At 39.9% G+C, this 23,353-nt stretch carries 17 protein-coding genes and 3 rRNA genes; 5 read left to right on the plus strand and 15 right to left on the minus strand.

Going from position 1 to position 23,353, the window contains the following annotated elements:
* The 4 genes from QBE53_15245 to QBE53_15260 all read right to left on the minus strand — a co-directional run bounded on the left by QBE53_15245 (window position 1) and on the right by QBE53_15260 (window position 2,783).
* Window positions 1-630 carry a histidine phosphatase family protein gene (locus QBE53_15245; GenBank protein ID WZL81141.1) on the minus strand — a complete coding sequence of 210 codons (630 nt, stop codon included), beginning with the start codon at window positions 628-630 and terminating at the stop codon, window positions 1-3.
* A 9-nt stretch (window positions 631-639) separates the two neighbouring features.
* Window positions 640-1,389, minus strand: a complete 750-nt coding sequence (cobS, locus tag QBE53_15250; GenBank protein WZL81142.1) for an adenosylcobinamide-GDP ribazoletransferase — start codon at window positions 1,387-1,389, stop codon at window positions 640-642.
* A 327-nt stretch (window positions 1,390-1,716) separates the two neighbouring features.
* Entirely contained in the window at window positions 1,717-2,238 is a 522-nt protein-coding gene (locus QBE53_15255) for a chromate transporter (protein ID WZL81143.1), read from the minus strand.
* Window positions 2,235-2,783 carry a chromate transporter gene (locus tag QBE53_15260; GenBank protein ID WZL81144.1) on the minus strand — a complete coding sequence of 183 codons (549 nt, stop codon included), beginning with the start codon at window positions 2,781-2,783 and terminating at the stop codon, window positions 2,235-2,237. Before QBE53_15260 ends, QBE53_15255 begins: the two co-directional genes overlap by 4 nt.
* 140 nt (window positions 2,784-2,923) lie before the next feature.
* On the opposite strand from QBE53_15260, the gene QBE53_15265 reads away from it, so the two are divergent.
* Window positions 2,924-4,039 (plus strand): ROK family protein, encoded by a 1,116-nt coding sequence (locus tag QBE53_15265; GenBank protein ID WZL81145.1) that lies wholly within the window; start codon window positions 2,924-2,926, stop codon window positions 4,037-4,039.
* On the opposite strand, the gene typA is transcribed toward QBE53_15265, so the two are convergent.
* The gene (gene typA / locus QBE53_15270; protein WZL81146.1) at window positions 4,034-5,857 is read right to left on the minus strand and encodes a translational GTPase TypA; all 1,824 of its coding nucleotides are present in this window, start codon (window positions 5,855-5,857) and stop codon (window positions 4,034-4,036) included. The genes QBE53_15265 and typA overlap by 6 nt on opposite strands.
* Before the next feature lie 221 nt (window positions 5,858-6,078).
* Between typA and QBE53_15275 the strand changes: the two genes are divergently transcribed.
* Window positions 6,079-7,500: an ISNCY family transposase gene (locus tag QBE53_15275; protein WZL81147.1), complete on the plus strand. Its 1,422-nt coding sequence runs from the start codon at window positions 6,079-6,081 to the stop codon at window positions 7,498-7,500.
* A gap of 136 nt (window positions 7,501-7,636) precedes the next feature.
* On the opposite strand, the gene QBE53_15280 is transcribed toward QBE53_15275, so the two are convergent.
* The 4 genes from QBE53_15280 to sppA form a co-directional block, all read right to left on the minus strand.
* Window positions 7,637-8,632, minus strand: a complete 996-nt coding sequence (locus QBE53_15280; protein WZL81148.1) for a LacI family DNA-binding transcriptional regulator — start codon at window positions 8,630-8,632, stop codon at window positions 7,637-7,639.
* 33 nt (window positions 8,633-8,665) lie between these two features.
* Window positions 8,666-9,058: a secondary thiamine-phosphate synthase enzyme YjbQ gene (locus QBE53_15285; protein ID WZL81149.1), complete on the minus strand. Its 393-nt coding sequence runs from the start codon at window positions 9,056-9,058 to the stop codon at window positions 8,666-8,668.
* Window positions 9,059-9,132: 74 nt separating this feature from the next.
* Window positions 9,133-9,627, minus strand: a complete 495-nt coding sequence (locus QBE53_15290; protein WZL81150.1) for an RDD family protein — start codon at window positions 9,625-9,627, stop codon at window positions 9,133-9,135.
* Window position 9,628: 1 nt separating this feature from the next.
* Window positions 9,629-10,642 carry a signal peptide peptidase SppA gene (gene sppA / locus QBE53_15295; GenBank protein ID WZL81151.1) on the minus strand — a complete coding sequence of 338 codons (1,014 nt, stop codon included), beginning with the start codon at window positions 10,640-10,642 and terminating at the stop codon, window positions 9,629-9,631.
* A 191-nt stretch (window positions 10,643-10,833) separates the two neighbouring features.
* Between sppA and QBE53_15300 the strand changes: the two genes are divergently transcribed.
* The gene (locus QBE53_15300) at window positions 10,834-11,373 is read left to right on the plus strand and encodes a flavodoxin domain-containing protein (protein ID WZL81152.1); all 540 of its coding nucleotides are present in this window, start codon (window positions 10,834-10,836) and stop codon (window positions 11,371-11,373) included.
* Window positions 11,370-11,819 carry a DUF188 domain-containing protein gene (locus QBE53_15305; GenBank protein WZL81153.1) on the plus strand — a complete coding sequence of 150 codons (450 nt, stop codon included), beginning with the start codon at window positions 11,370-11,372 and terminating at the stop codon, window positions 11,817-11,819. Before QBE53_15300 ends, QBE53_15305 begins: the two co-directional genes overlap by 4 nt.
* Window positions 11,820-12,010: 191 nt before the next feature.
* Here QBE53_15305 and QBE53_15310 read toward each other — a convergent pair.
* The 6 genes from QBE53_15310 to QBE53_15335 all read right to left on the minus strand — a co-directional run bounded on the left by QBE53_15310 (window position 12,011) and on the right by QBE53_15335 (window position 22,327).
* Window positions 12,011-14,908: ribosomal RNA gene (locus tag QBE53_15310) — 23S ribosomal RNA — on the minus strand.
* Between the two features lie 288 nt (window positions 14,909-15,196).
* Window positions 15,197-15,314, minus strand: a 5S ribosomal RNA gene (gene rrf / locus QBE53_15315).
* 281 nt (window positions 15,315-15,595) lie between these two features.
* Window positions 15,596-17,122, minus strand: a 16S ribosomal RNA gene (locus QBE53_15320).
* The 16S, 23S and 5S rRNA genes sit together here, the layout of an rRNA operon.
* A 593-nt stretch (window positions 17,123-17,715) precedes the next feature.
* Window positions 17,716-19,455, minus strand: coding sequence for a hypothetical protein (locus QBE53_15325; GenBank protein ID WZL81154.1), 1,740 nt, complete (start codon window positions 19,453-19,455; stop codon window positions 17,716-17,718).
* Between the two features lie 79 nt (window positions 19,456-19,534).
* Window positions 19,535-20,185 carry a sigma factor gene (locus QBE53_15330; GenBank protein ID WZL81155.1) on the minus strand — a complete coding sequence of 217 codons (651 nt, stop codon included), beginning with the start codon at window positions 20,183-20,185 and terminating at the stop codon, window positions 19,535-19,537.
* Between the two features lie 87 nt (window positions 20,186-20,272).
* Entirely contained in the window at window positions 20,273-22,327 is a 2,055-nt protein-coding gene (locus tag QBE53_15335) for a beta-galactosidase (protein ID WZL81156.1), read from the minus strand.
* Between the two features lie 121 nt (window positions 22,328-22,448).
* Here QBE53_15335 and QBE53_15340 point away from each other — a divergent pair, with 121 nt between their 5' ends.
* The gene (locus QBE53_15340) at window positions 22,449-23,258 is read left to right on the plus strand and encodes an AraC family transcriptional regulator (GenBank protein WZL81157.1); all 810 of its coding nucleotides are present in this window, start codon (window positions 22,449-22,451) and stop codon (window positions 23,256-23,258) included.
* Window positions 23,259-23,353: the final 95 nt, after the last annotated feature.

Here is a 23,353-nt window from a genome sequence, read left to right on the forward strand (position 1 = left end):
CTAATCCTCACCTTCGTCATGTCTTACCTGCAGTATTTGTTGAATAACAAAACCCATTGTCTTTTTTTCCAACTCTACTATTGTACCATTGTTTATCTGGAATTTCCACGACCCGCCCGGATTAAGCTCTAGAATCTTTTCCAGCATTTCACGAATCACTGCTCCATGCGTAACAATAATACATGTATCTACTGTATCTGTCGCTTCTATCGTTTGAACCATCTTAACAAATGCATGAACCCGCTGTTGAAAATCACTATAGGATTCTCCTCCAGGGATGCATGTCAATTCAAACCTTTCTAGGAAGTCTTCATAAACCGAGGGATACTTTTTTTCTGCTTCTTGATGAGTCAAGCCTTCAAAAATCCCAAAATTCATCTCCCCTAGTCGTTCTTCGATTTGAAGGGACACGTCTAAACTTCCTGCAATTGGTTCTGCCAAACCTAGGGCACGATTTGCAGGACTGGAAAATACTTGTATCCGATCGGGTATTGTCGTTGTTGTTACATACTTTAGTACATGTTCTATTTGTAAAAGCCCTGGTTGTGTATATGGATAATCATTTTTTCCATATATGATTTTTTGTTGATTTGCCGTTGTTTGTGGGTGTCGAATAATAATAATTTTCATTATGTTCACCTATATCCTTATCAATATACTCGTTACGATAACAAAGATAACTTGACTTATCTCTACTAAAGCCCCAAGAACATCCCCTGTAATCCCATCAAGTATCCTATGTATACGCCATGTGATAAAAAGCATCAGCATTAGAGTCATGCCCACGCTTAACCCAATCATAGGCGCAAACCATACGCATATACCCACAAGAAAAATAGCAACCACTATGGCATCCTTCGGTTTTACTCGGTCCACTACGGCTTTTCCTAACCCGTCGTCTTTGGCATAGCGACTAAACCCTGCACTAATCAAAGCAATGCTTCGTCCAACCAATGGCATACAAAACAAGATTAGCGCAAATTCTTCCAATTGGGCAACCTCTAAAAGACCGACATACATACCCAGAAAATATAAAATCATACCTACAACGCCAAAAGCACCTATATGGCTATCACTCATAATCTCCAGCATACGTTTTTGATCTCTTGCACTAAAAATGCCGTCAAACAAATCTCCGATTCCATCAATATGAATCCCTCCAACAATACACACATATAAGATTATGCTTATGAAGGGGAATATCCTCTCCGGAACATAGGGCTGTATGAGTATAAGCGGTAACAATAGCCCACCAATAAGTGCGCCTATTACCGGAAAATAAAATATACCTCGTGCATAATCTTCTTTATTAAATTCAAACGACATTGGAAATGGGATACGTGTTAGAAATGTTAGCATTAAAATTAGGGAACGGTAATTCTTTTTCATGTTAGCCTCTTTTCCATTTTCTTTTTCATCCTCTAAGAATCTCCTACTATAGGAATGATTCTATGACGCTTCGATAGGAAAGTCAAGAAAAAGGCAAAAAAATTTCCTACCAAACCGAGTGTCTGGTAGGACTAAGCTAATATCTATATAATAAAAGGGGGGATAGTTATTACAGTTATTATATTAGCAAACAAATATGTCTAAAATATGAATAATGTATAACAAATGTATTTATTTTATATGAAAACCATGTTATATTCTATTTCTTCATTGTATTTCATTAATTATTCCTTTTATTCTAGTATTTGTTTTATATTTTCGCTATATTCAGAATATATTTACAATGATTCCGCTACATCCTGCTAATACAATTAATAAAATCGGATGAATCTTTACAAATTTAATAACAACAAGCAAAACACCTAATACGATTAATGTACGCACTTCAAAAATTACCTCTTTGGCAATCAATATTCCTGCCGAAAAAATCAGGCCTGTCACAACAGGACGTATTCCAAAAAAGATTTTTTTCATTAATGGATGGCGGCTATACTTAAAGAAGAATGCCGATACAAAGAGAATAATTAACAAAGAAGGTAATAATACACCCAAGCTAGCCACAATCGCCCCTACTGGACCTGCCGTTTGAAAACCGATAAACGTTGCAGCATTAATTGCAATGGAGCCAGGCGTCATCTCTGCTATACCAATAATCTGTAAAAATTGCGCCTCATTCATCCATCCATGATTAGCAATTTCTTCCGAAATCAGAGGGATCATAGCATATCCACCACCAAAGCTAAACAGTCCAATCTTAAAAAAAGCAACAAATAAGTCTAAAAAAATCATTCATGTTCTCCTTTCTCTAGATAGAACAATCCAGCTCCTATGATACCGCCTGCAACAATGAGAATAATCGGGCTGATATTTGTAAAGATAACAACAATAACCGTAACAACAAAAAGTATTCCCGTTATCCAATCCTTGACTGCAACTTTTCCCATACGTATTGCTGCGTGAAAGATAAGAAGAATAACTGCAGCATTAATACCTGTAAAAATCCAGGCAACAATTTTCATATCTGCAATCTCACGAAAAAATACTGCAATAAGCGAAATAATAACAATTGAGGGTAGTGCTACTCCAGCGGTTGCAACAATTGCTCCAATTCTTCCCGCGACTTTATAGCCAACCAGTGTTGCTGTATTAATTGCAACGGCTCCAGGAATCGATTGGCTAATGGCAAACAGGTCAATGATATCTTCTCTGTGAATCCACTTTCTTGTGTCAACAATCTCTTTTTCAATTAATGGAATCATGGCAAATCCACCACCAAATGTGAATAGACCAATTTTAAAAAACGACATAAATAATTTTATAACTTTGTCAAACATAGATTTCCTTTCTTTTGACCATTTTGGTCATAAGTTGATACAGCTATTATATCACGCTCAATTCAAAAATCAAGACTTATTGCCATTTTGGTCAAAATAGTTTATCATAGAATTATTATAATAAATTTAGGAGTGATTATATGCTATCTTCACAAATATTCACCACTTTATCCAATGACGCAAAAAATCTTTTTATATATATTCAAAAAAATGGTCCTTTAACCAAGAAAATGCTTAGTGAAGCACTCAATATTAAATTAACCACACTGAATCGACTACTAAAGCCTTTATTTGAACATCATCTTCTTAAAGTTACCGATTACATCTCTCAAACCGGTGGGCGTCCTTCAGGTCTAATTGACGTGAATCCAATGCAATATGGGTGTATTGGACTTGATATTTCACGCCTATACATTAATATTATCTTTACAAACCTCAAGTTAGATATTTTATATCAGACACAGCTTACCGTTGATGAGACCATGAAGCCTACTCGGTTATATGAAGAGCTAAATACCTTTATCCAAACCGTCCGCACATTATATCAGACCTCTCATCCCGATATTTTAGGCATCGGCATTGGTTGCGTCGGTCCTATTGATGAAACCACCGGATTTCTTCTTCATCCCGAACGATTTCCTTCATCCCATTTTAATCATGTGGATTTGAAGCATTCAATCGCCAAAGCCACCGGTTATATGACTTATATTGCCAGTGGAAGTCAGCTTGCTTTACTTGCGGAAGTTACTTTTGGGGTTGCCAAACATTACCATCATGTTGCCTATGTAAATTTTGGGGTAGGAATACGTAATGCAACTGCTATACAGGGACAACCGCTTTTAATGTACAATTCTCATGAAGATGCTTTTTCCAAGATGCTCCTCGATCATGATATGACCATTGATGATTATGCGAGCCTATACGCCCTTAGAAAATCTCATCTAGACAACAAAAAAAAGGCGCATACTATTATAAGTACAACGCCTTTGTCTCTTGATCAATTGACCCATTCCGCCGATATGACCGCAATGGGTTTATCCAACTATATTCGTTTATTAAGCCTTGATTGTATCATCCTAAGCGGACCTCTCATAAAAGAATCTGATGTGTTCTATCAAACGGTATATGAGAAAACCCTTGAATACCTTAGCTCTTCTTCCCATCTTCAAGTGCATTTTAGTCGTGGTGGCTCATTTGACCATAACTCAATAGCACTTGGAAGTGCCTATCATCTCATTGTACAGCTGTTTTTATGATGATGCACGTGTTTTGTTGAACTTATTACGCTCATGCGTGTTAAGATATTTTTTACGAAGACGAATTGCATCCGGTGTAATCTCTACCCATTCGTCATCTTCAATAAATTCTAGCGCTTCTTCCAAAGTAAACTCTTTGGGTTTAAGTAATTTTATGGCTTCATCTGCTCCTGAAGATCGAGTATTGGTTAGCTTTTTGTTCTTACATGGATTGACAACCATATCATCATTTCGGTTGTTTAATCCGATAATCATCCCTTCATATACATCTACTGCAGGACCGATAAAGAGCTTTCCTCTCTCACTTAAATTAAATAACGAGTATGCCATGGTTGATCCATTTTCTTGAGAAATAAGCACTCCGTTAATACGTGATGGGATAAAGCCGACATAATCACCGTAAGAGTCAAAAGACCGTACCATGATTCCTTCACCTCGAGTATCGTTAATGAATTCACTTCTATATCCTAATAGACCTCGGGTAGGAACGATATACTCAATTTTTGTATATCCATTTTCTGCATGCATAAATTCCATCAAGCCCTTACGTTCATTTAGCTTGGCAATAACAGTACCTACATATTGATCAGGTGCTGTAATAATAACTTTTTCATAAGGCTCTTGCTTTTTACCATTCTCATCTTCATGTAATAATACTTCTGGTTTGGACACACTAAGCTCATAGCCTTCGCGACGCATATTTTCCAATAAAATAGATAAGTGTAACTCTCCTCGGCCCGATACTTTATATGCATCTGTTCCTGGGATCTCTTCAACACGTAACCCAACATTGGTTTCCAACTCTTTTTCTAGACGCGCTTTAATGTGACGTGTCGTTACGAATTTACCGCTTAGACCGGCAAAAGGAGAATTGTTGACATAGAAGTTCATCGACAATGTAGGTTCTTCAATCTCAATCATTGGTAACGGTTCAACTTGGTTTTCACTACAGATCGTTTCACCGATAGATATGTCGCTGATACCTGAAATAGTCACAATATCACCTGAAACAACCTCTGTTGCTTCAACTCGGTTTAAGCCAACATTAATAAACGCTTTTCCGATTTTAGCCCGCACAACTGAGCCATCACGTTTTGCAACACTGACAACGTCTCCTGGGTGCAAGACGCCTCGTTGGACACGTCCAATCCCTAAGCGACCGATATATTCATCATATCCAAGGGCTGATACTTGTAGTTGTAGCGGCTCTTCATCTTTATTTGGGTAAGGGGTAACATGCTCAATGATTTTTTCAAATAACGGAACAATGTCCATATTGTCATCATCCATTTCATTACGAACAATACCATCTCTTGCCACACCATAAAGAATTGGAAAATCTAATTGCTCATCATGTGCACCTAGTTCAGCAAACAAGTCAAATGTCATGTCAACAACATGCTCTGCTCGTTCGTCTTTTTTATCAATTTTATTAATCAACAATATCGGACATAACCCTCTTTCCAACGCTTTTTGTAGTACAAAACGTGTCTGAGGCATAGGTCCTTCACTTGAGTCCACCAACAAAATAGCCGTATCCACTGTCTTAATGATACGCTCTACTTCCGATGAAAAATCGGCATGTCCTGGTGTGTCTACTATATTTATTTTGTAATCTTTGTAGGAAATCGAACAGTTTTTAGAATAAATCGTAATACCGCGTTCTCGTTCAATATCATTGCTATCCATGACGCAATCAACCACTTCTTCGTGTCCTGAAAAAACACCGCTTTGGGCTAACATTGCATCGACTAGTGTTGATTTTCCTGCATCAACGTGGGCAATAACAGCAATATTGATTATTTTTTTTTCTCTCATAAATGCTCCTAGCTTTGATCATATATAATGATCTTCTATGCTTCATTGTAAACAACCTTTATATAATAACATTTACTAGGTTAAATAGCAAGTTTTTTTTGTAGCTTTTAGGGCATAATCTGATTCATATCTGATAATGTCTTAAGTAACCACATTTGATTATGTCCCAAAGGGAAAGGATGTCGTATAATAGAAACTCACTAAACGAACGAGGTTATATTATGCGAAAAATTGAACTTAACATGAAAGAACATCACAAATATGAAATTATCAAGAAACTTGTTGAAACTAACGGTAACAAACTCAATGCTTCCATCAAGATCGGCTGTTCCGTTCGCCATGTGAACCGAATGATTGCCGGCTACAAAGCAAACGGCAAAGGTTATTTCCAGCATGGTAACAAAGGGCGAAAGCCTAGCATCACACTTGATGACGAAACCCGTCAGAAGATTTTGGATCTCTACCGCAACAAGTACTATGATGCCAACTTCTCACATTTCCAAGAACTCTTGGCAAAGTACGAACATATTCAGGTTTCTGCCACAACCATCAACAACATTCTAAGTACCGAATTCATCCTATCACCCAAGGCCAACCGAAAAACCAAACGAAGGATGAAGGAAAGGCTCAAGGCTATGAAAAAAATGGCAAAAGCGAAAAAGGACATCAAAAGAATCGACACTGCCTTGGTCGACATCGATGATGCCCATCCCCGCCGTCCCCGCTGTTCCTTCTTTGGTGAAATGTTGCAGATGGACGCCTCCATCCACCAATGGTACGGTCAGACAAAGTCCCAACTTCACATCGCCATCGATGATGCTACTGGCTCTATTGTAGGCGCCTATTTCGACGAACAGGAGACACTTAACGGCTATTACAACGTATTCCATCAAATCCTATCCAATTATGGAATTCCCTATATGTTTTATACCGACCGACGCACTGTTTTTGAATACAAACAAAAAAGATCCGCTTCTATCGAAGCCGATACCTTCACTCAGTTCAGTTATGCTTGTCATCAGTTGGGAGTTGATATTAAGACCACCAGTATCCCCCAAGCCAAAGGTCGGGTTGAACGGTTGTTCCAGACTTTGCAATCACGCCTTCCAGTCGAACTTCGACTGAAAGGTGTGACAACGACTAAGCAAGCCAACGTATTCTTGAACTCCTACATAAAAGAATACAATGCTCAGTTCGCAATAGACTCCAAGCATATCAAAAGTGTCTTTGAAAAGCAACCCCCTCAGGAAAAAATTAACCTCATTCTTGCCGTGCTTTCTGACCGCAAAATCGATAATGGTCATTGCATCCGTTACAACAAGCATTATTACATGCCAACAGGTCGAGATGGTTTGCCTAAGCACTTTTATAAAGGTACTAAATCTCTAGTTATCCAAGCTTTCGATAACCAGCTCTATACTTCAATCAATGATGAAACCTATGCCCTAAGGCTCATTCCTGAACATGAATACTCTTCGATTAACTTTGACAGCCTATCAAAAATATCCGAGCCTAAGAAGCAAACCATTCCCCCTATCAACCATCCATGGCGCCAGGCTACATTTGCGAACTTTGCAAAACAGCAACGCCATCGGATTGACTTTGAGTCTGCCTGCTATACGCAGGAAGTACTGTCCAACTAGGACGACTCCGGTGCCTGCCTTACGGCGAGGATGGGGACGAAGCACCATAAAGAAAAAAGCCATGCACCTGACAGTGCTAATTATTAATTTTTTTTGGGACATTCTCAAAAACGGTTGACAGTTTTTTTTGTAGCTTTTAGGGCATAATAACATCCATATAGCTTATCGTTCCTATCGTATAAGGCACTTGTACACAGCGTCCATGTTGACCATCTATAAGGCGTTGAACTTCATCAAATGCCCGTTGAGACTTTTGGTAAAAGTCTTGTTTGACTGTATTCATCGCAATTTGAGTGTAGCCCATAAGGGTTATTCCATCAAATCCGCAGACCGGATGAAAGACATCCAGTTCACGCAATGCAAATACAGCTCCTATCGCCATAAGGTCTGAAGCACATACAATAATGTCTACTTCGTCCCCATATCTTAAAACTATCTGACGTGCTTTATATTCGTCAAAATCTCCATATTCAACAATCAGTTTAAATGCTAGTTCTCTTTGTAAGTCCTGCATTGCCCGAAGACGTTCTTGGGCAACATAGGACGACTTCTCGCCGGCAATATATAAAACCGTCTCTTTTATTGAATTATCCTGAAGCGTTTTTAGCGCGACATCATATTGTGCCTGATAATGGTTTATACTTACCGCCGATGTTTTTTGGTTATATAATGGAGAATCCACTAAGACACACATAAATTCTTGGCGTTCAATTAACTCTTTAAAAGCCGTATCTTCCCCTGTCAAATTATATATAATTAGACAATTGATACGTTGGGCAGCTAGATGCTCACGAATTTGATATACATTCATCTGTCTAAACTGAGAAGTAAAAAAAGTTACAACATCCATTTGATGTGTCTTTGCTCGATCAAAGGCTCCGGTCAGTTGCTTCATACCAATTTCATCTACAAACTGTCGATTATTTTGAATATCAATAATCAAACCGACCCGGTGAAATGAGCGCTTTGAAAGGGAGATTGCAACTGAATTTGGGATATAGTTTAGCTCTTCTACAGCTTTTCTTACCTTAGCTTTTGTCTCTTCACTCACCATAGCATAATTATTTAACACTTTTGAAACCGTTGATTTTGCCACCCCGGCTCTTTTTGCTACATCATTAATTGACGCCATAATAACCACCTTGCTTAACCTTGTTTTCTCTTTTTATTCATGAATGTGGATGTAATATTCTCTATGTCTTGGTCCATCAAATTCACAAAAATAAACGCTTTGCCATGTACCTAAAATTATCTCACCATGATGAATAAGAAGCGTCTCACTTGCTCCCACACAACTTGATTTTAGATGAGCGGATGAATTGCCTTCTCTATGGCGAAATTCTTTTCTATCCGGAAATGCTTTATCTAAGCCAAAAAGCATATCTGTTATAACATCTGGATCCGCATTTTCATTAATGGTAATTCCAGCTGTTGTATGGGGACAATAAATTGTACATAAACCTTCTAAAACATTAGAGTTGGACACAACTTCTTGAACTTGTTTTGTAATATCATAAAATTGTTCTCGCTCGGTTTTGATACTAAATTGTTTCGTCATATAATCATCCTTTCTCTTTTTATTTTAGTATAGCACGTAAATTTTTGACATGCATCTTTTAGCTATATTTTATTTCAATAAACCGCATATTGTCCTTGCTCAATTTGTTCTTGTCCGATTTTTTCTTCTTGTATTTGAGGTATTTCATTATACAGCATGAGATTTTTTTCAGAAATAACCGCTGTATCCACAAGTAAATCAATCACATGTTGATTTTTTGGTGTAAAGACTATCAAAATATACATCACTAAAAATATCTTTTGAAGATATCGCCCAAACAACTCCCGAACCATTACACTTGTCCAAGATAGATTTTCTTCATTAAAGCTTACCACGCGTAAGCCAAAAGCCATCTTGCCAAGAGTCTGACCTCGATTAAGCTTTGTCATCAAAACAAAATAAGTCAAATAGATTGCTAAGCTAATTCCTGCTTTTATAGCACCATCCTCAAGAAAAAATAGTAAAATACGTTGAAGGCTTCCTATGATAATAAGGTCCAAGCTGTACGCAAAAAAACGCATCCAAAATCCTGCAAAAATAGTCTTTGGATATTGATGATACTGTCCCATATTAATACCCCCTATACATATACATAAATCCGGATTTTTCTTTCCATGTGGCCGGAAGTTCAATATTTCCAACATTTATTTCTTGACCTAGATTGACAATTTTTGATGTTTTCATAAACCATTGGCTAAACATATCAAGTTCCACCTGATCATAAGTAATGATTTGAGCATTTTCTAGTCCATACTCTACTTCAAAATCCTCTAAAGCTTCTTCGTAGTAGCCAATATCATCTACAAGTCCATTATCTTTTGCCTGAGCGCCATCATATATTCTTCCATCTGCAATCTCATAGACATAATCTCTATCAAGCTCGCGACCTTCAGATACAACATCAACAAATCGTTCATACATGCTATCTACAAGCCCTTGTAACACATCTAAATCTTTTTGTGTGATTTCACGCGTTGATGAGCCGACATCCTTCATATCACCGCTTTTGATTGTCATATCTTCAACGCCCATTTTTTCTAATAATCCGGCATAATTCATCCCCGACATAATAACACCAATCGAACCTGTGATTGTTTCATTGGTTGCATAAATTTTATCTGCATATGCGGATATATAATAGCCTCCACTTGCCGCCATACTTTCCATGACAACATAAATCGGTATATCCCGTGCCGCTTTGACTTCACGTATTTTATCACTTAACTGAGCACTCTCATATACACCACCACCTGGACTATCTACTCTTAAGATAATTCCTTTGATTGTCTCATCATTTTTGACTGTCTCAAGTGATTCTAAAATGCGTTGATGATTATATTGGGGAACGCTAAAATAGCTTTCTTCCATATTCATAATCACACCTCGAACATTAAAAAGGGCAATACGTTCATCATATGCACCTTCGCGAATGACCGTTTCTGTAATTGAATCCTTCATAAGCTCTTCCCAAAAAGACGTCTTCTCAGCATCCTGAGTTAATATACGTCCTACAAATGAGATTACCAATGACGAAAAGAACACCACTATTGATAACCCTATCGCAATCCATCTTTTACTATTCATAACAAACTCCTTTTTCTATCTTTTATCTTTTACTTTATCTATACGAAGTATCATAACGTTTTGTCTACGTGTTGTCAATCTATCTTCCTCCTTGTTTTTATCATCCCTTCCGATAACTTGACATTCCAATTTATTATCTATACTATAATATTAATCCTATCAATTTTACACCCACAATATATGGAGGTTATATGAGTACATTAGTCATCTATAAATCTAAGACTGGCTTTACAGAAAGATATGCACATCTGATTGCAGAGGCTCTTTCATGTGAATGCATCAGCTCTCAAGCTGCTAAAAAAAAGAATCTGGTGCAATATGATACACTCATCTATGGCGGAAGTCTATATGCATCTACTATACTTGGCCTTAAAAAATTCATTGCCCAATTGACTCCTCCCATACAACAATCACTTTTTATATTTGCTGTTGGCCTTACCCCTGCAAGTCAAAATTACCTTCAAGAAATTACTGAACATAACCGTTCATCACTTAACTCATCCAATATCAACGCAGAATTCTTCTATTTGCGTGGTGGATTACATTATTCTCAATTAAACATACTTGACCGTCAGCTTATAAAAATAATGAAAAAGACAATTGAAGCTAAACCCCTGTCCGAACGTAGTGTTGATGAATGTGAGATGCTCAAAGGTTTTAGCCAGCCACTTGATTTTGTAACTTCAGAATCAATCCAACCTCTTATCTTAGCTTATAAAGGAGTACAATGATGCGAATTCTTGTTGATGCAGATGCATGTCCTGACAAAAATATCATAATTGAGCTTGCTAATAAATACCACATTGAACTCCACTTTTTCACGGATATTAATCATGATTTAAGCGGATACGACGCTAAGGTTCACATTGTAGATCAAGGACGAGATTCCGTTGATTTTGCCATTATCGGTGCCATGAAACAAGGCGATCTAATCGTTACTGCCGATTACGGCGTCGCATCTTTAGCACTTGGGCGAAACGGTCTTGTTATTAGCCCTTCCGGTAAACAGCTTCATCATGATAATATTGATCAACTGATGTTCGAACGTCACCTCGGACAAAAATCAAGACAAGCAGGGCTTCGAGGTCCTCGTCATAAAAAACGTTCTTCAAAAGACAGTCAAAAATTCTTCCACCAGCTAGAAGAACTTATACGCGTTCATCAAATCCATTCCTAAGACATTCGACATTCTACCTTTTGTACATAGCACTTGCTGATTGGGAACCAAAAGAATATACAAAAAAAAGAGATTATATAAAAGCAAAATTTATTTGCACTTATATAATCTCTTTTTATTTCTGAATAAAGTCATTAAATCTATTAATTATTATCTATCATTTACAGTAATCTATCATACTCTCAAAGCTTTGGTTCAAGCCCTCGATCTATTAGTACTAGTCAGCTGAACATGTTACCATGCTTACACACCTAGCCTATCAACCTGGTCGTCTTCCAGGGATCTTACTCCATTAAGGATGAGATATCTTATCTTGAGGGGGGCTTCACGCTTAGATGCCTTCAGCGTTTATCCCTTCCCGACTTGGCTACTCTGCTATGCCTTTGGTAAGACAACAGATACACCAGCGGTCAGTCCATCCCGGTCCTCTCGTACTAAGGACAGCTCCTCTCAAATATCTTGCGCCCACGACGGATAGGGACCGAACTGTCTCACGACGTTCTGAACCCAGCTCGCGTACCGCTTTAATGGGCGAACAGCCCAACCCTTGGGACCGAATACAGCCCCAGGATGCGATGAGCCGACATCGAGGTGCCAAACCACTCCGTCGATGTGAACTCTTGGGAGTGATAAGCCTGTTATCCCCAGGGTAGCTTTTATCCGTTGAGCGATGGCAATCCCACTTTCATACCACCGGATCACTAAGTCCTAGTTTCCTACCTGCTCCACCCGTCGGTGTCACAGTCAAGCCTTCTTATGCCTTTGCACTCTGCGAATGATTTCCAACCATTCTGAGAAGACCTTTGAGCGCCTCCGATACACTTTCGGAGGCGACCGCCCCAGTCAAACTCCCCACCTGACAGTGTCCCCACACCCGTTTAGGGTGCTAGGTTAGAAATCCAATATTACAAGAGAGGTATCCCAACAGTGGCTCCACGAAGACTGGCGTCCTCGCTTCAAAGCCTCCCTCCTATCCTGTACATGTAACATCGAATCCCAATATCAAGCTAGAGTAAAGCTCCATGGGGTCTTTCCGTCCTGTCGCGGGTAACCGGCATCTTCACCGGTACTACAACTTCACCGGGCGCGTTGTCGAGACAGTGCCCAAATCGTTACGCCTTTCGTGCGGGTCGGAACTTACCCGACAAGGAATTTCGCTACCTTAGGACCGTTATAGTTACGGCCGCCGTTTACTGGGGCTTAAGTTCTAGACTTCGCTTACGCTAATCCTTCCCCTTAACCTTCCAGCACCGGGCAGGCGTCAGCCCCTATACTTCACCTTTCGGTTTTGCAGAGACCTGTGTTTTTGCTAAACAGTCGCTTGGGCCTATTCTCTGCGGCCATCCGAAGATGGCACCCCTTCTCCCGAAGTTACGGGGTCATTTTGCCGAGTTCCTTAACAACGCTTCTCCCGTCGGCCTTAGGATTCTCTCCTCATCTACCTGTGTCGGTTTGCGGTACGGGCACATATAAAACAATAGCGGCTTTTCTTGGCAGTATGGATTCACAAGCTTCTCTACTTTAATTCGATCCGCGTCACACTTCAACCTTAAGTTGGACGGATTTGCCTATCCAACGGCCTTTGTGCTTGCACCAGTTTTTCCTTTCCTGGCTCTTGTTATCCTCCTGCGTCCCCACAGTTCTGTTTATATGCGGTACTAGAATTTCAACTAGTTGTCCATCGGCTACGGCTTTCGCCCTCACCTTAGGTCCCGACTTACCCAGAGAAGATCAGCTTTACTCTGGAAACCTTAGATATTCGGCCGAGAAGATTCTCACTTCTCTCTCGCTACTCATTCCGGCATTCTCTCTTCTTAGCTCTCCACTGCTCCTTACGGTACAGCTTCTCCAATCTAAGAATGCTCCTCTACCACTGATACTTACGTACCAATCCACAGCTTCGGTGGCGTGTTTTAGCCCCGGACATTTTCGGCGCAAGACCTCTCGACTAGTGAGCTATTACGCACTCTTTGAATGCATGGCTGCTTCTAAGCCAACATCCTAGTTGTCTTCGAAATCTCACATCCTTTTCCACTTAACACGCACTTTGGGACCTTAGCTGGTGGTCTGGGCTCTTTCCCTTTTGACTATCGAACTTATCTCCGATAGTCTGACTCCTGATCATCATCTATATGGCATTCGGAGTTTGATATGCTTCGGTAAGCTGTGAAGCCCCCTAGGCAATTCAGTGCTCTACCTCCATTAGACTAAATCAAGGCTAGCCCTAAAGCTATTTCGAGGAGAACCAGCTATCTCCGGGTTCGATTGGAATTTCTCCGCTATCCACACGTCATCTCCACCTTTTTCAACAGATGTGAGTTCGGTCCTCCATTACCTTTTACGGTAACTTCAACCTGCACATGGATAGGTCACCCGGTTTCGGGTCTACGACTACTGACTTGACGCCCTATTAAGACTTGGTTTCCCTTCGGCTCCACATCTTTAATGCTTAACCTTGCCTGCAATCGTAACTCGCCGGACCGTTCTACAAAAAGTACGCCGTCGCACTTTAACGTGCTTCGACTGCTTGTAAACATAGGGTTTCAGGTTCTCTTTCACTCCCCTCCCGGGGTTCTTTTCACCTTTCCTTCACAGTACTATGCGCTATCGGTCACTAGGTAGTATTTAGGCTTACGGGGTGGTCCCCGCTCATTCACGCAAGGTTTCTCGTGTCTCGCGCTACTCTGGATCCTGCTGGCTAACTCAAACTTTCGTCTACGGGGTTCTCACCCTCTTTGACATGCTCTTCCAAAACATTTCGACTAATCTTTGTTAATACCGTCTGCAGTCCGAACCCCTATGAACTAGGTTCACAGGTTTGGCCTCTTTCCCTTTCGCTCGCCGCTACTTAGGAAATCGATGTTTCTTTCTCTTCCTCCGGGTACTTAGATGTTTCAGTTCCCCGGGTTCCCCCTACTAAGCTATGTATTCACTCAGTAGTAACTGGGATCTTCCCAGCCAGGTTTCCCCATTCGGTAATCTCTGGATCAATGGCTATTTGCGCCTCCCCAAAGCTTTTCGCAGCTTATCACGACCTTCTTCGGCTCCTAGTGCCAAGGCATCCACCCTATGCTCTTATTAGCTTGAACGTTCGCTTTAAGAGTATGATACATTTCTGTATCTGATAGTTTTGGTTCACACACATCATTACAATGTATGTTTCCTTGGTTTTATTTCTTTTATGAATCGGCTAATTCATAATTAGATAATAGGTTTAATTTGATTAATTAATTCCTGGATTAATTAATCTGACTTTATTCAGTTATCAATGTTCTCTCAACTCTAAGGCCCTTATTCTTTTTGAAAAGAACCTAGTAACATATGGAGATTCGAACTCCAAACCTTGCGGCGCTTCCGTCTAAGCTATATTCATAATAAATAGGCAGCCACCTACTCTCCCAGGTCGTTACCAACCAAGTACCATCGGCCGTCCAAGGCTTAACCATCGTGTTCGGTATGGGAACGGGTGTTTCCCGAGGACGCATCGCCACCTAAGAGTTTTTCTATGAAAAACTCAGAACTTTCAGTTCTTCATGAACTTCTAGTTTATTCTTTCCGGCAGATGTATGCTTGCATACATTGAGAGGAAAGCTTCCAAGTTTTCTCTTAGATGTTATTAAATTGTAAGTTACTTTTAATAACTCAATAGTGAAGTAAATCTCGCTCTACCGTGTTTGCGAGTTGCCTTTCGGCTTGTTGTATGTTTTTTGACGTCGTTACCACGACGGCAGTCTCTGCTGCTCATCTTAAACCCTCAGGTCTAAGTTCTTCCTTAGAAAGGAGGTGATCCAGCCGCACCTTCCGATACGGCTACCTTGTTACGACTTCACCCTAGTCATTGATTTCGCCTTAGACAGCTCCCTCCTTACGGTTGGGTCACTGGCGTTGGGCGCTTCCAACTTCCATGGTGTGACGGGCGGTGTGTACAAGGCCCGGGAACGTATTCACCGCAGCATTCTGATCTGCGATTACTAGCGATTCCAACTTCATGTAGTCGAGTTGCAGACTACAATCCGAACTGGGACGGACTTTATGAGGTTTGCTTAAGGTCACCCTGTCGCTTCTCTTTGTATCCGCCATTGTAGCACGTGTGTAGCCCAAATCATAAGGGGCATGATGATTTGACGTCATCCCCACCTTCCTCCGAGTTATCCCCGGCAGTCTCTCTAGAGTTCCCATCCGAAATGCTGGCTACTAAAGATAAGGGTTGCGCTCGTTGCGGGACTTAACCCAACATCTCACGACACGAGCTGACGACAACCATGCACCACCTGTCACTTCTGTCCCGAAGGAAAGTCTCGATTAAAAGACGGTCAGAAGGATGTCAAGATTTGGTAAGGTTCTTCGCGTTGCTTCGAATTAAACCACATGCTCCACCGCTTGTGCGGGCCCCCGTCAATTCCTTTGAGTTTCAGTCTTGCGACCGTACTCCCCAGGTGGAATGCTTATTGCGTTAACTGCGGCACCGAGATTCGACTCCCGACACCTAGCATTCATCGTTTACGGCGTGGACTACCAGGGTATCTAATCCTGTTCGCTCCCCACGCTTTCGTACCTCAGCGTCAGTTACAGTCCAGAAAGCCGCCTTCGCCACTGGTGTTCTTCCTAATATCTACGCATTTCACCGCTACACTAGGAATTCCACTTTCCTCTCCTGTACTCTAGCCCACCAGTTTCAAATGCAATCCCGGAGTTGAGCTCCGGGCTTTCACATCTGACTTAATGGGCCGCCTACGTACCCTTTACACCCAGTAATTCCGGATAACGCTTGCCCCCTACGTATTACCGCGGCTGCTGGCACGTAGTTAGCCGGGGCTTCTTAGTCAGGTACCGTCATTTTCTTCCCTGCTGATAGAAGTTTACAATCCGAAAACCGTCTTCCTTCACGCGGCGTTGCTGCATCAGGCTTTCGCCCATTGTGCAATATCCCCCACTGCTGCCTCCCGTAGGAGTTTGGGCCGTGTCTCAGTCCCAATGTGGCCGATCACCCTCTCAGGTCGGCTACAGATCGTCGCCTTGGTGAGCTTTTATCTCACCAACTAGCTAATCTGACGCGGGTCCATCCTATGGCACCGGAGTTTTTCACACTGTATCATGCGATACTGTGCGCTTATGCGGTATTAGCTAAGATTTCTCTTAGTTATCCCCCTCCATAGGGCAGGTTACCCACGCGTTACTCACCCGTCCGCCGCTCTCCAGCTCATCCGTCATCCGAAGATTCCGTCAAAGCCTTCTCGCTCGACTTGCATGTGTTAGGCACGCCGCCAGCGTTCATCCTGAGCCAGGATCAAACTCTCAAATTAAAAGTTTTTTATCCTCGCTTAAACACTAGCTGTTCGCTATTACTGTTACTTGATCTCTCAAGAATTGTTTGGTATAACTTGGTTTACTTCACTATTCAATTATCAAATGTTCATTTGGTATTTTTTTGCGTTTCGCTGTTTTTGTCAGCGAAGATTATAATATCATATCTCTTCGTCTGTGTCAACAACTTTTTTTAATTTCTTTTTTAATGTTCCTTTGCCGCTGTGTCTGACACGCTTGTGTAGCTCACTTAAGCAACGTATTGTACTATAACATCATTGGAGTTGTCTGTCAACAACTTTTTGATTTTTCTTTTCTCTACTTGTCAGGAATGTTGTATGCCTCACTTAAGCAGCGAATAGTACTTTAACATCATTTGTTCAATGTGTCAATAGTATTATTGTATTTTCTTGTATTTTCTTGTTTTTATTATAACCCTTTCATTTTATACTCTCATACAAAAGCTTTCTATATCCTATACTTCTCAATATTTATATACTTATAGATATACAGAAAAGTAGAGGTTTGCCAAAACACCAACCTCTACTTTGTATCATACTAATTCTATATATGTTCATCTAAGACATTTTATTTATTCATCATCTGAGTCATCATCCGAATCATCGTCTGAGTCATCGTCTGAGTCATCATCCGAATCATCGTCTGAATCGTCGTCTGAATCATCGTCTGAATCATCGTCTGAATCATCGTCTGAATCGTCGTCTGAATCATCGTCTGAATCGTCATCCATGTCGTCGTCGTCGTCCATGTCATCATCGTCGTCCATGTCGTCATCGTCGTCCATGTCGTCATCGTCGTCCATGTCGTCATCGTCGTCCATGTCATCATCGTCATCCATGTCGTCATCGTCGTCCATGTCATCATCGTCGTCCATGTCATCATCATCGTCCATGTCGTCATCGTCGTCCATGTCATCATCGTCGTCCATGTCATCATCATCGTCCATGTCGTCATCGTCGTCCATGTCATCATCGTCCATGTCATCATCGTCGTCCATGTCATCATCGTCGTCCATGTCGTCATCGTCGTCTATGTCGTCATCGTCAAGACGATCTTCCTCTTCTTCTCGCAGCTTTTCAAGACGCTCTTCTTCGTCTTCACGTAACTCCTCAAGGCGATCTTCTTCATCTTCTTCTAAATCTTCAAGCCATTCAAGCTCATCTTCAAGACGATCTTCTTCGTCTTCAAGCAAGTCTTCAAGGCGATCTTCTTCGTCTTCAAGTCGGTCTTCACGCAGTTCTTCTGCGAGTTCAGCTAGTTCTTCTGCACGATCAATATCTTCTAATTGAAGCAATAGAGCTTCTTTTACTCTTGCCACTTCATCTTTTGATAATTCAACATCTAACATTGCTTGCTTTGACGCTTCCATCTTTGCACGGGCTTTATCAATCGCTTCTTGGTCTCCTGATTCCAACGCTTTTTCATATGAAATTTTATCTTCCAAGAATATCGCTTTAGCTGTCAAATAGTCTTCTTTTGCCAGTAAAAAGTCATTGATAATTTCTTCTCGTAGATCATCATCTAATTTTGCTTTATCAAGATTTTTTTGAACTCGATTTACTTTATGTTCAAAATCTTCTACCAATATTATTCCATCTTTTGCAAATGCTAAAACACGCTCATCATCTTCAAAGAATTCTTTGACCGAAGTAATGTTTTCACCGTTTTTAGCTGTTGATAACAAGCCAACCGGAACCTTTGCCTTTATTGCTTCTTTTAGCTGTTTTTCATCTGCTTGCGCTAATGCAACATTGACACTTCCCATTAATTCACTCGTCTCTTTTAACGCTTCCAAACGCTGCTGAATATCTTGGCTGTTTTCTTTAGATACTGTTGTGATTAAAATATAGTCATCTTCCAAATCTTCAACATCCATAAATCCTGCCAAAAATGCTTCACTTGCAATTGTTTCTACCGCTTGTTCAACTGTTTCTCCCTTTATGTTCTTCAAGTTTAATGTCTTTGCATCCTCATTAAGTTGGTCATATCCAATGACTACCGCGTCTTTATTTAAGTCCAATTTGACGCTCGGATTGATGTCAACCACTACATATGATGCTGGTTTTGGCAAACCTAACACCACTCCTAATGTGATAAGAATTAATAAACTTGCTGCAACTGCTACTATTTTTTTGTACTGCATAAAACTATTTCTCCTTTCAGAATCGTAATATATTATGTCTTCTTCGGAAAAAAGGATATGCTGCCCTTGTTGCATTGTACCTTTGCGTTGAATACGATAGTATGCCTTGTTTGACAAAACAACAGAATATTCATCATACACTTTCATAACAATACCTTTTTGCATCACGATCACCTCTTTCCACTATACTATTCCCAGGTAAAATAATTTTTAGGGTACATTTTTCAAAAAATTTGTAAAAGTTTTTTTAAATCCACTGTTTTAACAAGTCAAATTTTTCTACCCATACAACAATAACGGATATAATAAACTCTTTGCTTCGACCAATAATTTTTCGCGTAATATTAAATCGACGACACATTTTAGTTATTGGCAGCCTTCTTTTTTCATATAGCCAATCAACTAAGTCCTGTTCTTGACTGGTTTTTTTCCCAATCTCCACACTTCGCTCTCGTGTGTCTAAGTGCATTGGCTTATTTTCAACCAAATCATCAAAGGTTAGTCCAAAAAGTTGAAGTTTTTTTTCAAAAGCCTCAATCTCTTGTTTGAGAATAATCTGTTCTTCTAAGGAAGGCGTATTGTCACCCATCTCATGATCGTCTATGTCTTCATGTATATGGGTATCATGCCTTTCTAGATAATTAGCTACTCGACGTTGTAACACCATTTTGGCAAAACCATAAAAATGTCCTTTTTGTACATCATATTTTTCTATAGCTTCTAAAAAAGCAGATAACCCAACTGAAAAAGCTTCATCATTCTGATCAGACACATATCTTCCTAATTTACTCGATACATTTGATAAGATAAAGGGTTTATATTCTTCAATAAACTGCGCACATGCATTTGAATGAATATCTTTTTGAAGTTCTATTACATACTCGTCTAGCTCCATCATCAACCCTCTCTCTCTATATCTGTATATCTCTTTATTTGTATATCTTATTCAACATCCATATCATCATAACATTTTATCTTGTTGCTTTCAATTTACTTTTTTATATATTTTTACACCATATCCATCAATTACGACTTTCGCGTCTTCCATTCTATGCTCAAGAACATTCTCCCATTGTTTTTCGCCTAGATGAATTGTTTGTTTTGTTGCATTAAAATTCATCACAAAGACAAACGTATTTTTTTCATCATATCGCGTCTGCACAGAAACACCTTCCGGTATCTTTGCGTTCATTACAGGTTGTAGCTGAAGCTCTTGAATAAGTTGTCCATAAAAATCTTCTTCAAAGTTTTGATTATTTCTAAACGCAATGTAAAAAGCTTGCCCTAAACCAAAAGTATTTTTTGTTAATGCTGGCTTTTGTGCATAAAAATCTTCGGTATACGTTCCTATGGCTTTTGCAGTCTCAAGATGTAATAAATCACACAACTCAATCCCTTTGTACACTCTACCTTCCAATCCTTCCATAGTAAGATTGATGGTATTGTACTCTTGAGGATAAAGGCTGTCTGTCTCTTCCACCCAGATTCCTAACACTTGTCGTAAAGGTCCCGGCATGCCACCTAAAAAGCATAAATCATTTGCATCGACAACACCACTCATATAGGTTGCCACAAATGTTCCTCCGGCTTTTACAAAGGCTTCAATACGCTTTGCTATATCTTTTCGTACCATATAGAGCATCGGGGCAACAACGACTTTATATGCATTAATATCTTGTTCCATATCAATAATATCAACCGGAATGCCTTTTTTCCAAAAAGCACCATAGTGTTTCTTTACCGTTTCAAGATATTTTTTATTGCGATTATTATATCCTTTTGCTTCATTAATCCCCCAACGATTTTCCCAATCATATATGAGTGCTACTTCCGGCTTGACAGAGGTACCCACAACTTCGTCCAATTGTTCTAGCACGCTCCCTACTTCGCTGACATCGTTAAAAACCCGTGTATGTTCATGCCCACAGTGATCCACCACTGCACCATGAAATTTTTCAAAAGACCCTCTGCTTTTTCTCCATTGAAAATATTGAACTGTATCTGCCCCGTGAGCAATTGCTTGAACTGAAGCTAATAAATGCATCCCCGGACGTTTTAATTTTGCCACTTCCTGCCAGTTCGTCATACTCGGGGTGCTTTCCATTAACATAAATGGTTTCCCTTTTTTTAGGCTTCGATTCAGATCATGCAAAAAACCCGTCTCTATAGCAATCTCAAGCGAATCCCGATCTGTGTGCCATAAGGGATAACTGTCCCATGAGATAACATCTAGTGTCGTTGCCATTTTCCAGTAATTTAATCCTTCAAAAGTCCCCATAAAATTTGTTGTTACCGGTATGTCCGGTGTTAATTGGCGTAACGGCTCTATCTCATTTTCCATAAAATCCAGTGTTTGATCTGTGACAAATCGTTTCCAATCAATAACTAGCCCATGAACAGATCGCTCTCCCTTTGATGATGGGGATTGAATTTGATCCCACTGTGTATATGTATGGCTCCAAAACCCTGTCCACCATGCATGATTTAATTTTTTCAAATCATGATCATATTTTTGTTTTAGCCATTCTCGAAAGGCATCTTGACATAAATCACAATGACATTCTCCACTATATTCATTGCTGATGTGCCAGGCTATCAGCGCCGGATGGTCCTTGTAGCGTTTTGCCAATTCTGTATTTATACGTCTAGTTTTTTCTCGATAGATAGGGGCTGTAAAACAGTGATTGTGCCGTTCACCATGCAAGTTCTTAGTTCGGTCTTCATTGGTACGAAGTACACTTGGATATTTTTGAGATAACCAGGCCGGTCTTGCTCCACTAGGCGTTGCAAGAATTGCATATTTCCCTTCTGCTGCCAAGCGATCCATAATCTGATCCATCCATGAAAAATCAAACTTTCCTTCCTCAACTTCAAGAGCACTCCATGAAAATATACCAATAGACATTGCGTTAACATGTGCTAAGTCCATTAATCGAAAATCTTCATCCCATATTCCCTCATAGCCCATCCATTGGTCCGGATTATAATCTGCTCCGTGTAACATTTTAGGTATTTTCTTACTAATCGGTCCGTAATTCATCTTTACATCATCCTTTCACAACACTATAATATAATTATACTGTTATTATATGTCTCTATTAATCACCGTTCAATATGAGCTTTTTGAATAACATATAATTATATTGTCATGGAGGTCTTATATGCATTTTCCTGTAATTACCGAAGAAGAACGTCTACTTCCTTTATACGTAACTGGTATAGGCCATCAAAACCCTCAAGAAAAAATCCACCGTCCAGACGGATTTAATGATTATCAATGGATATATTGTGCACGCGGCGAAGGTAAAATTACCGTCAATCATCAAGAATTCATCGTCACTGCAGGACAAGGGTTTTATCTTGCCCCCAATATCGCCCACGAATACACCTCTATCAAAGGTCCTTGGGAGACGTATTGGATTATGTATAACGGTACGGCTATTGATTTAATCTATCACCAATTAAACTTAGGTATATTTGGAACAATTAATATAGGAAGTAATTTTTCATTTTATACCTCTATATACACCCTTTTAACAAGTGACATAACCCATAAAATCATAGATTCTAGTGTCATACTCTATCAACTCATTGTACAACAAAAAGACAGTCTTCAAAGCACTTTGACTTCAAAGACTGTCTCTCCCGTTGATAAATTACAACCTGTTATTCAATATATGCGCTCTCATCTGCATGAAGATCTTAGTTTGGACCAACTTGCCGATACCATTGATGTGACCACCTACTATTTGTGCAAGCTATTTAAAAGCGCTTTTGGTCTAGCACCAATAAAGTATCTTACCCAACTGCGTATTCAACACGCCAAAGAATTGCTTCTCACAAAAGCTTCTTACCCCGTTTGGCAAATAGCACAAAGTGTAGGGTACCGAGATACAAGTTACTTTTGTCATGTTTTTAAACAAAACGAGTTGTTATCACCAACTGCATTTCGAAAGAACCATGGTTTATAGCGATGCTTCTAACACCTGCACACGCTCATCTTCTTTGATTTTTCCTAATGCAATAAATTGTTCTGTAATATTACCAAGGGCTGTAGCTTTCCTTC

Source organism: Vallitaleaceae bacterium 9-2 (assembly GCA_038396585.1).
GTDB lineage: Bacteria > Bacillota > Clostridia > Lachnospirales > Vallitaleaceae > UBA1351.

Bases quoted from the DNA above. Each gene is read 5' to 3' on its own strand.
- QBE53_15245 (WZL81141.1), bottom strand. From the start codon at position 630: ATGAAAATTATTATTATTCGACACCCACAAACAACGGCAAATCAACAA.
- cobS (WZL81142.1), bottom strand. From the start codon at position 1,389: ATGAAAAAGAATTACCGTTCCCTAATTTTAATGCTAACATTTCTAACA.
- QBE53_15255 (WZL81143.1), bottom strand. From the start codon at position 2,238: ATGATTTTTTTAGACTTATTTGTTGCTTTTTTTAAGATTGGACTGTTT.
- QBE53_15260 (WZL81144.1), bottom strand. From the start codon at position 2,783: ATGTTTGACAAAGTTATAAAATTATTTATGTCGTTTTTTAAAATTGGT.
- QBE53_15265 (WZL81145.1), top strand. From the start codon at position 2,924: ATGCTATCTTCACAAATATTCACCACTTTATCCAATGACGCAAAAAAT.
- typA (WZL81146.1), bottom strand. From the start codon at position 5,857: ATGAGAGAAAAAAAAATAATCAATATTGCTGTTATTGCCCACGTTGAT.
- QBE53_15275 (WZL81147.1), top strand. From the start codon at position 6,079: ATGCGAAAAATTGAACTTAACATGAAAGAACATCACAAATATGAAATT.
- QBE53_15280 (WZL81148.1), bottom strand. From the start codon at position 8,632: ATGGCGTCAATTAATGATGTAGCAAAAAGAGCCGGGGTGGCAAAATCA.
- QBE53_15285 (WZL81149.1), bottom strand. From the start codon at position 9,058: ATGACGAAACAATTTAGTATCAAAACCGAGCGAGAACAATTTTATGAT.
- QBE53_15290 (WZL81150.1), bottom strand. From the start codon at position 9,627: ATGGGACAGTATCATCAATATCCAAAGACTATTTTTGCAGGATTTTGG.
- sppA (WZL81151.1), bottom strand. From the start codon at position 10,642: ATGAATAGTAAAAGATGGATTGCGATAGGGTTATCAATAGTGGTGTTC.
- QBE53_15300 (WZL81152.1), top strand. From the start codon at position 10,834: ATGAGTACATTAGTCATCTATAAATCTAAGACTGGCTTTACAGAAAGA.
- QBE53_15305 (WZL81153.1), top strand. From the start codon at position 11,370: ATGATGCGAATTCTTGTTGATGCAGATGCATGTCCTGACAAAAATATC.
- QBE53_15330 (WZL81155.1), bottom strand. From the start codon at position 20,185: ATGATGGAGCTAGACGAGTATGTAATAGAACTTCAAAAAGATATTCAT.
- QBE53_15335 (WZL81156.1), bottom strand. From the start codon at position 22,327: ATGAATTACGGACCGATTAGTAAGAAAATACCTAAAATGTTACACGGA.
- QBE53_15340 (WZL81157.1), top strand. From the start codon at position 22,449: ATGCATTTTCCTGTAATTACCGAAGAAGAACGTCTACTTCCTTTATAC.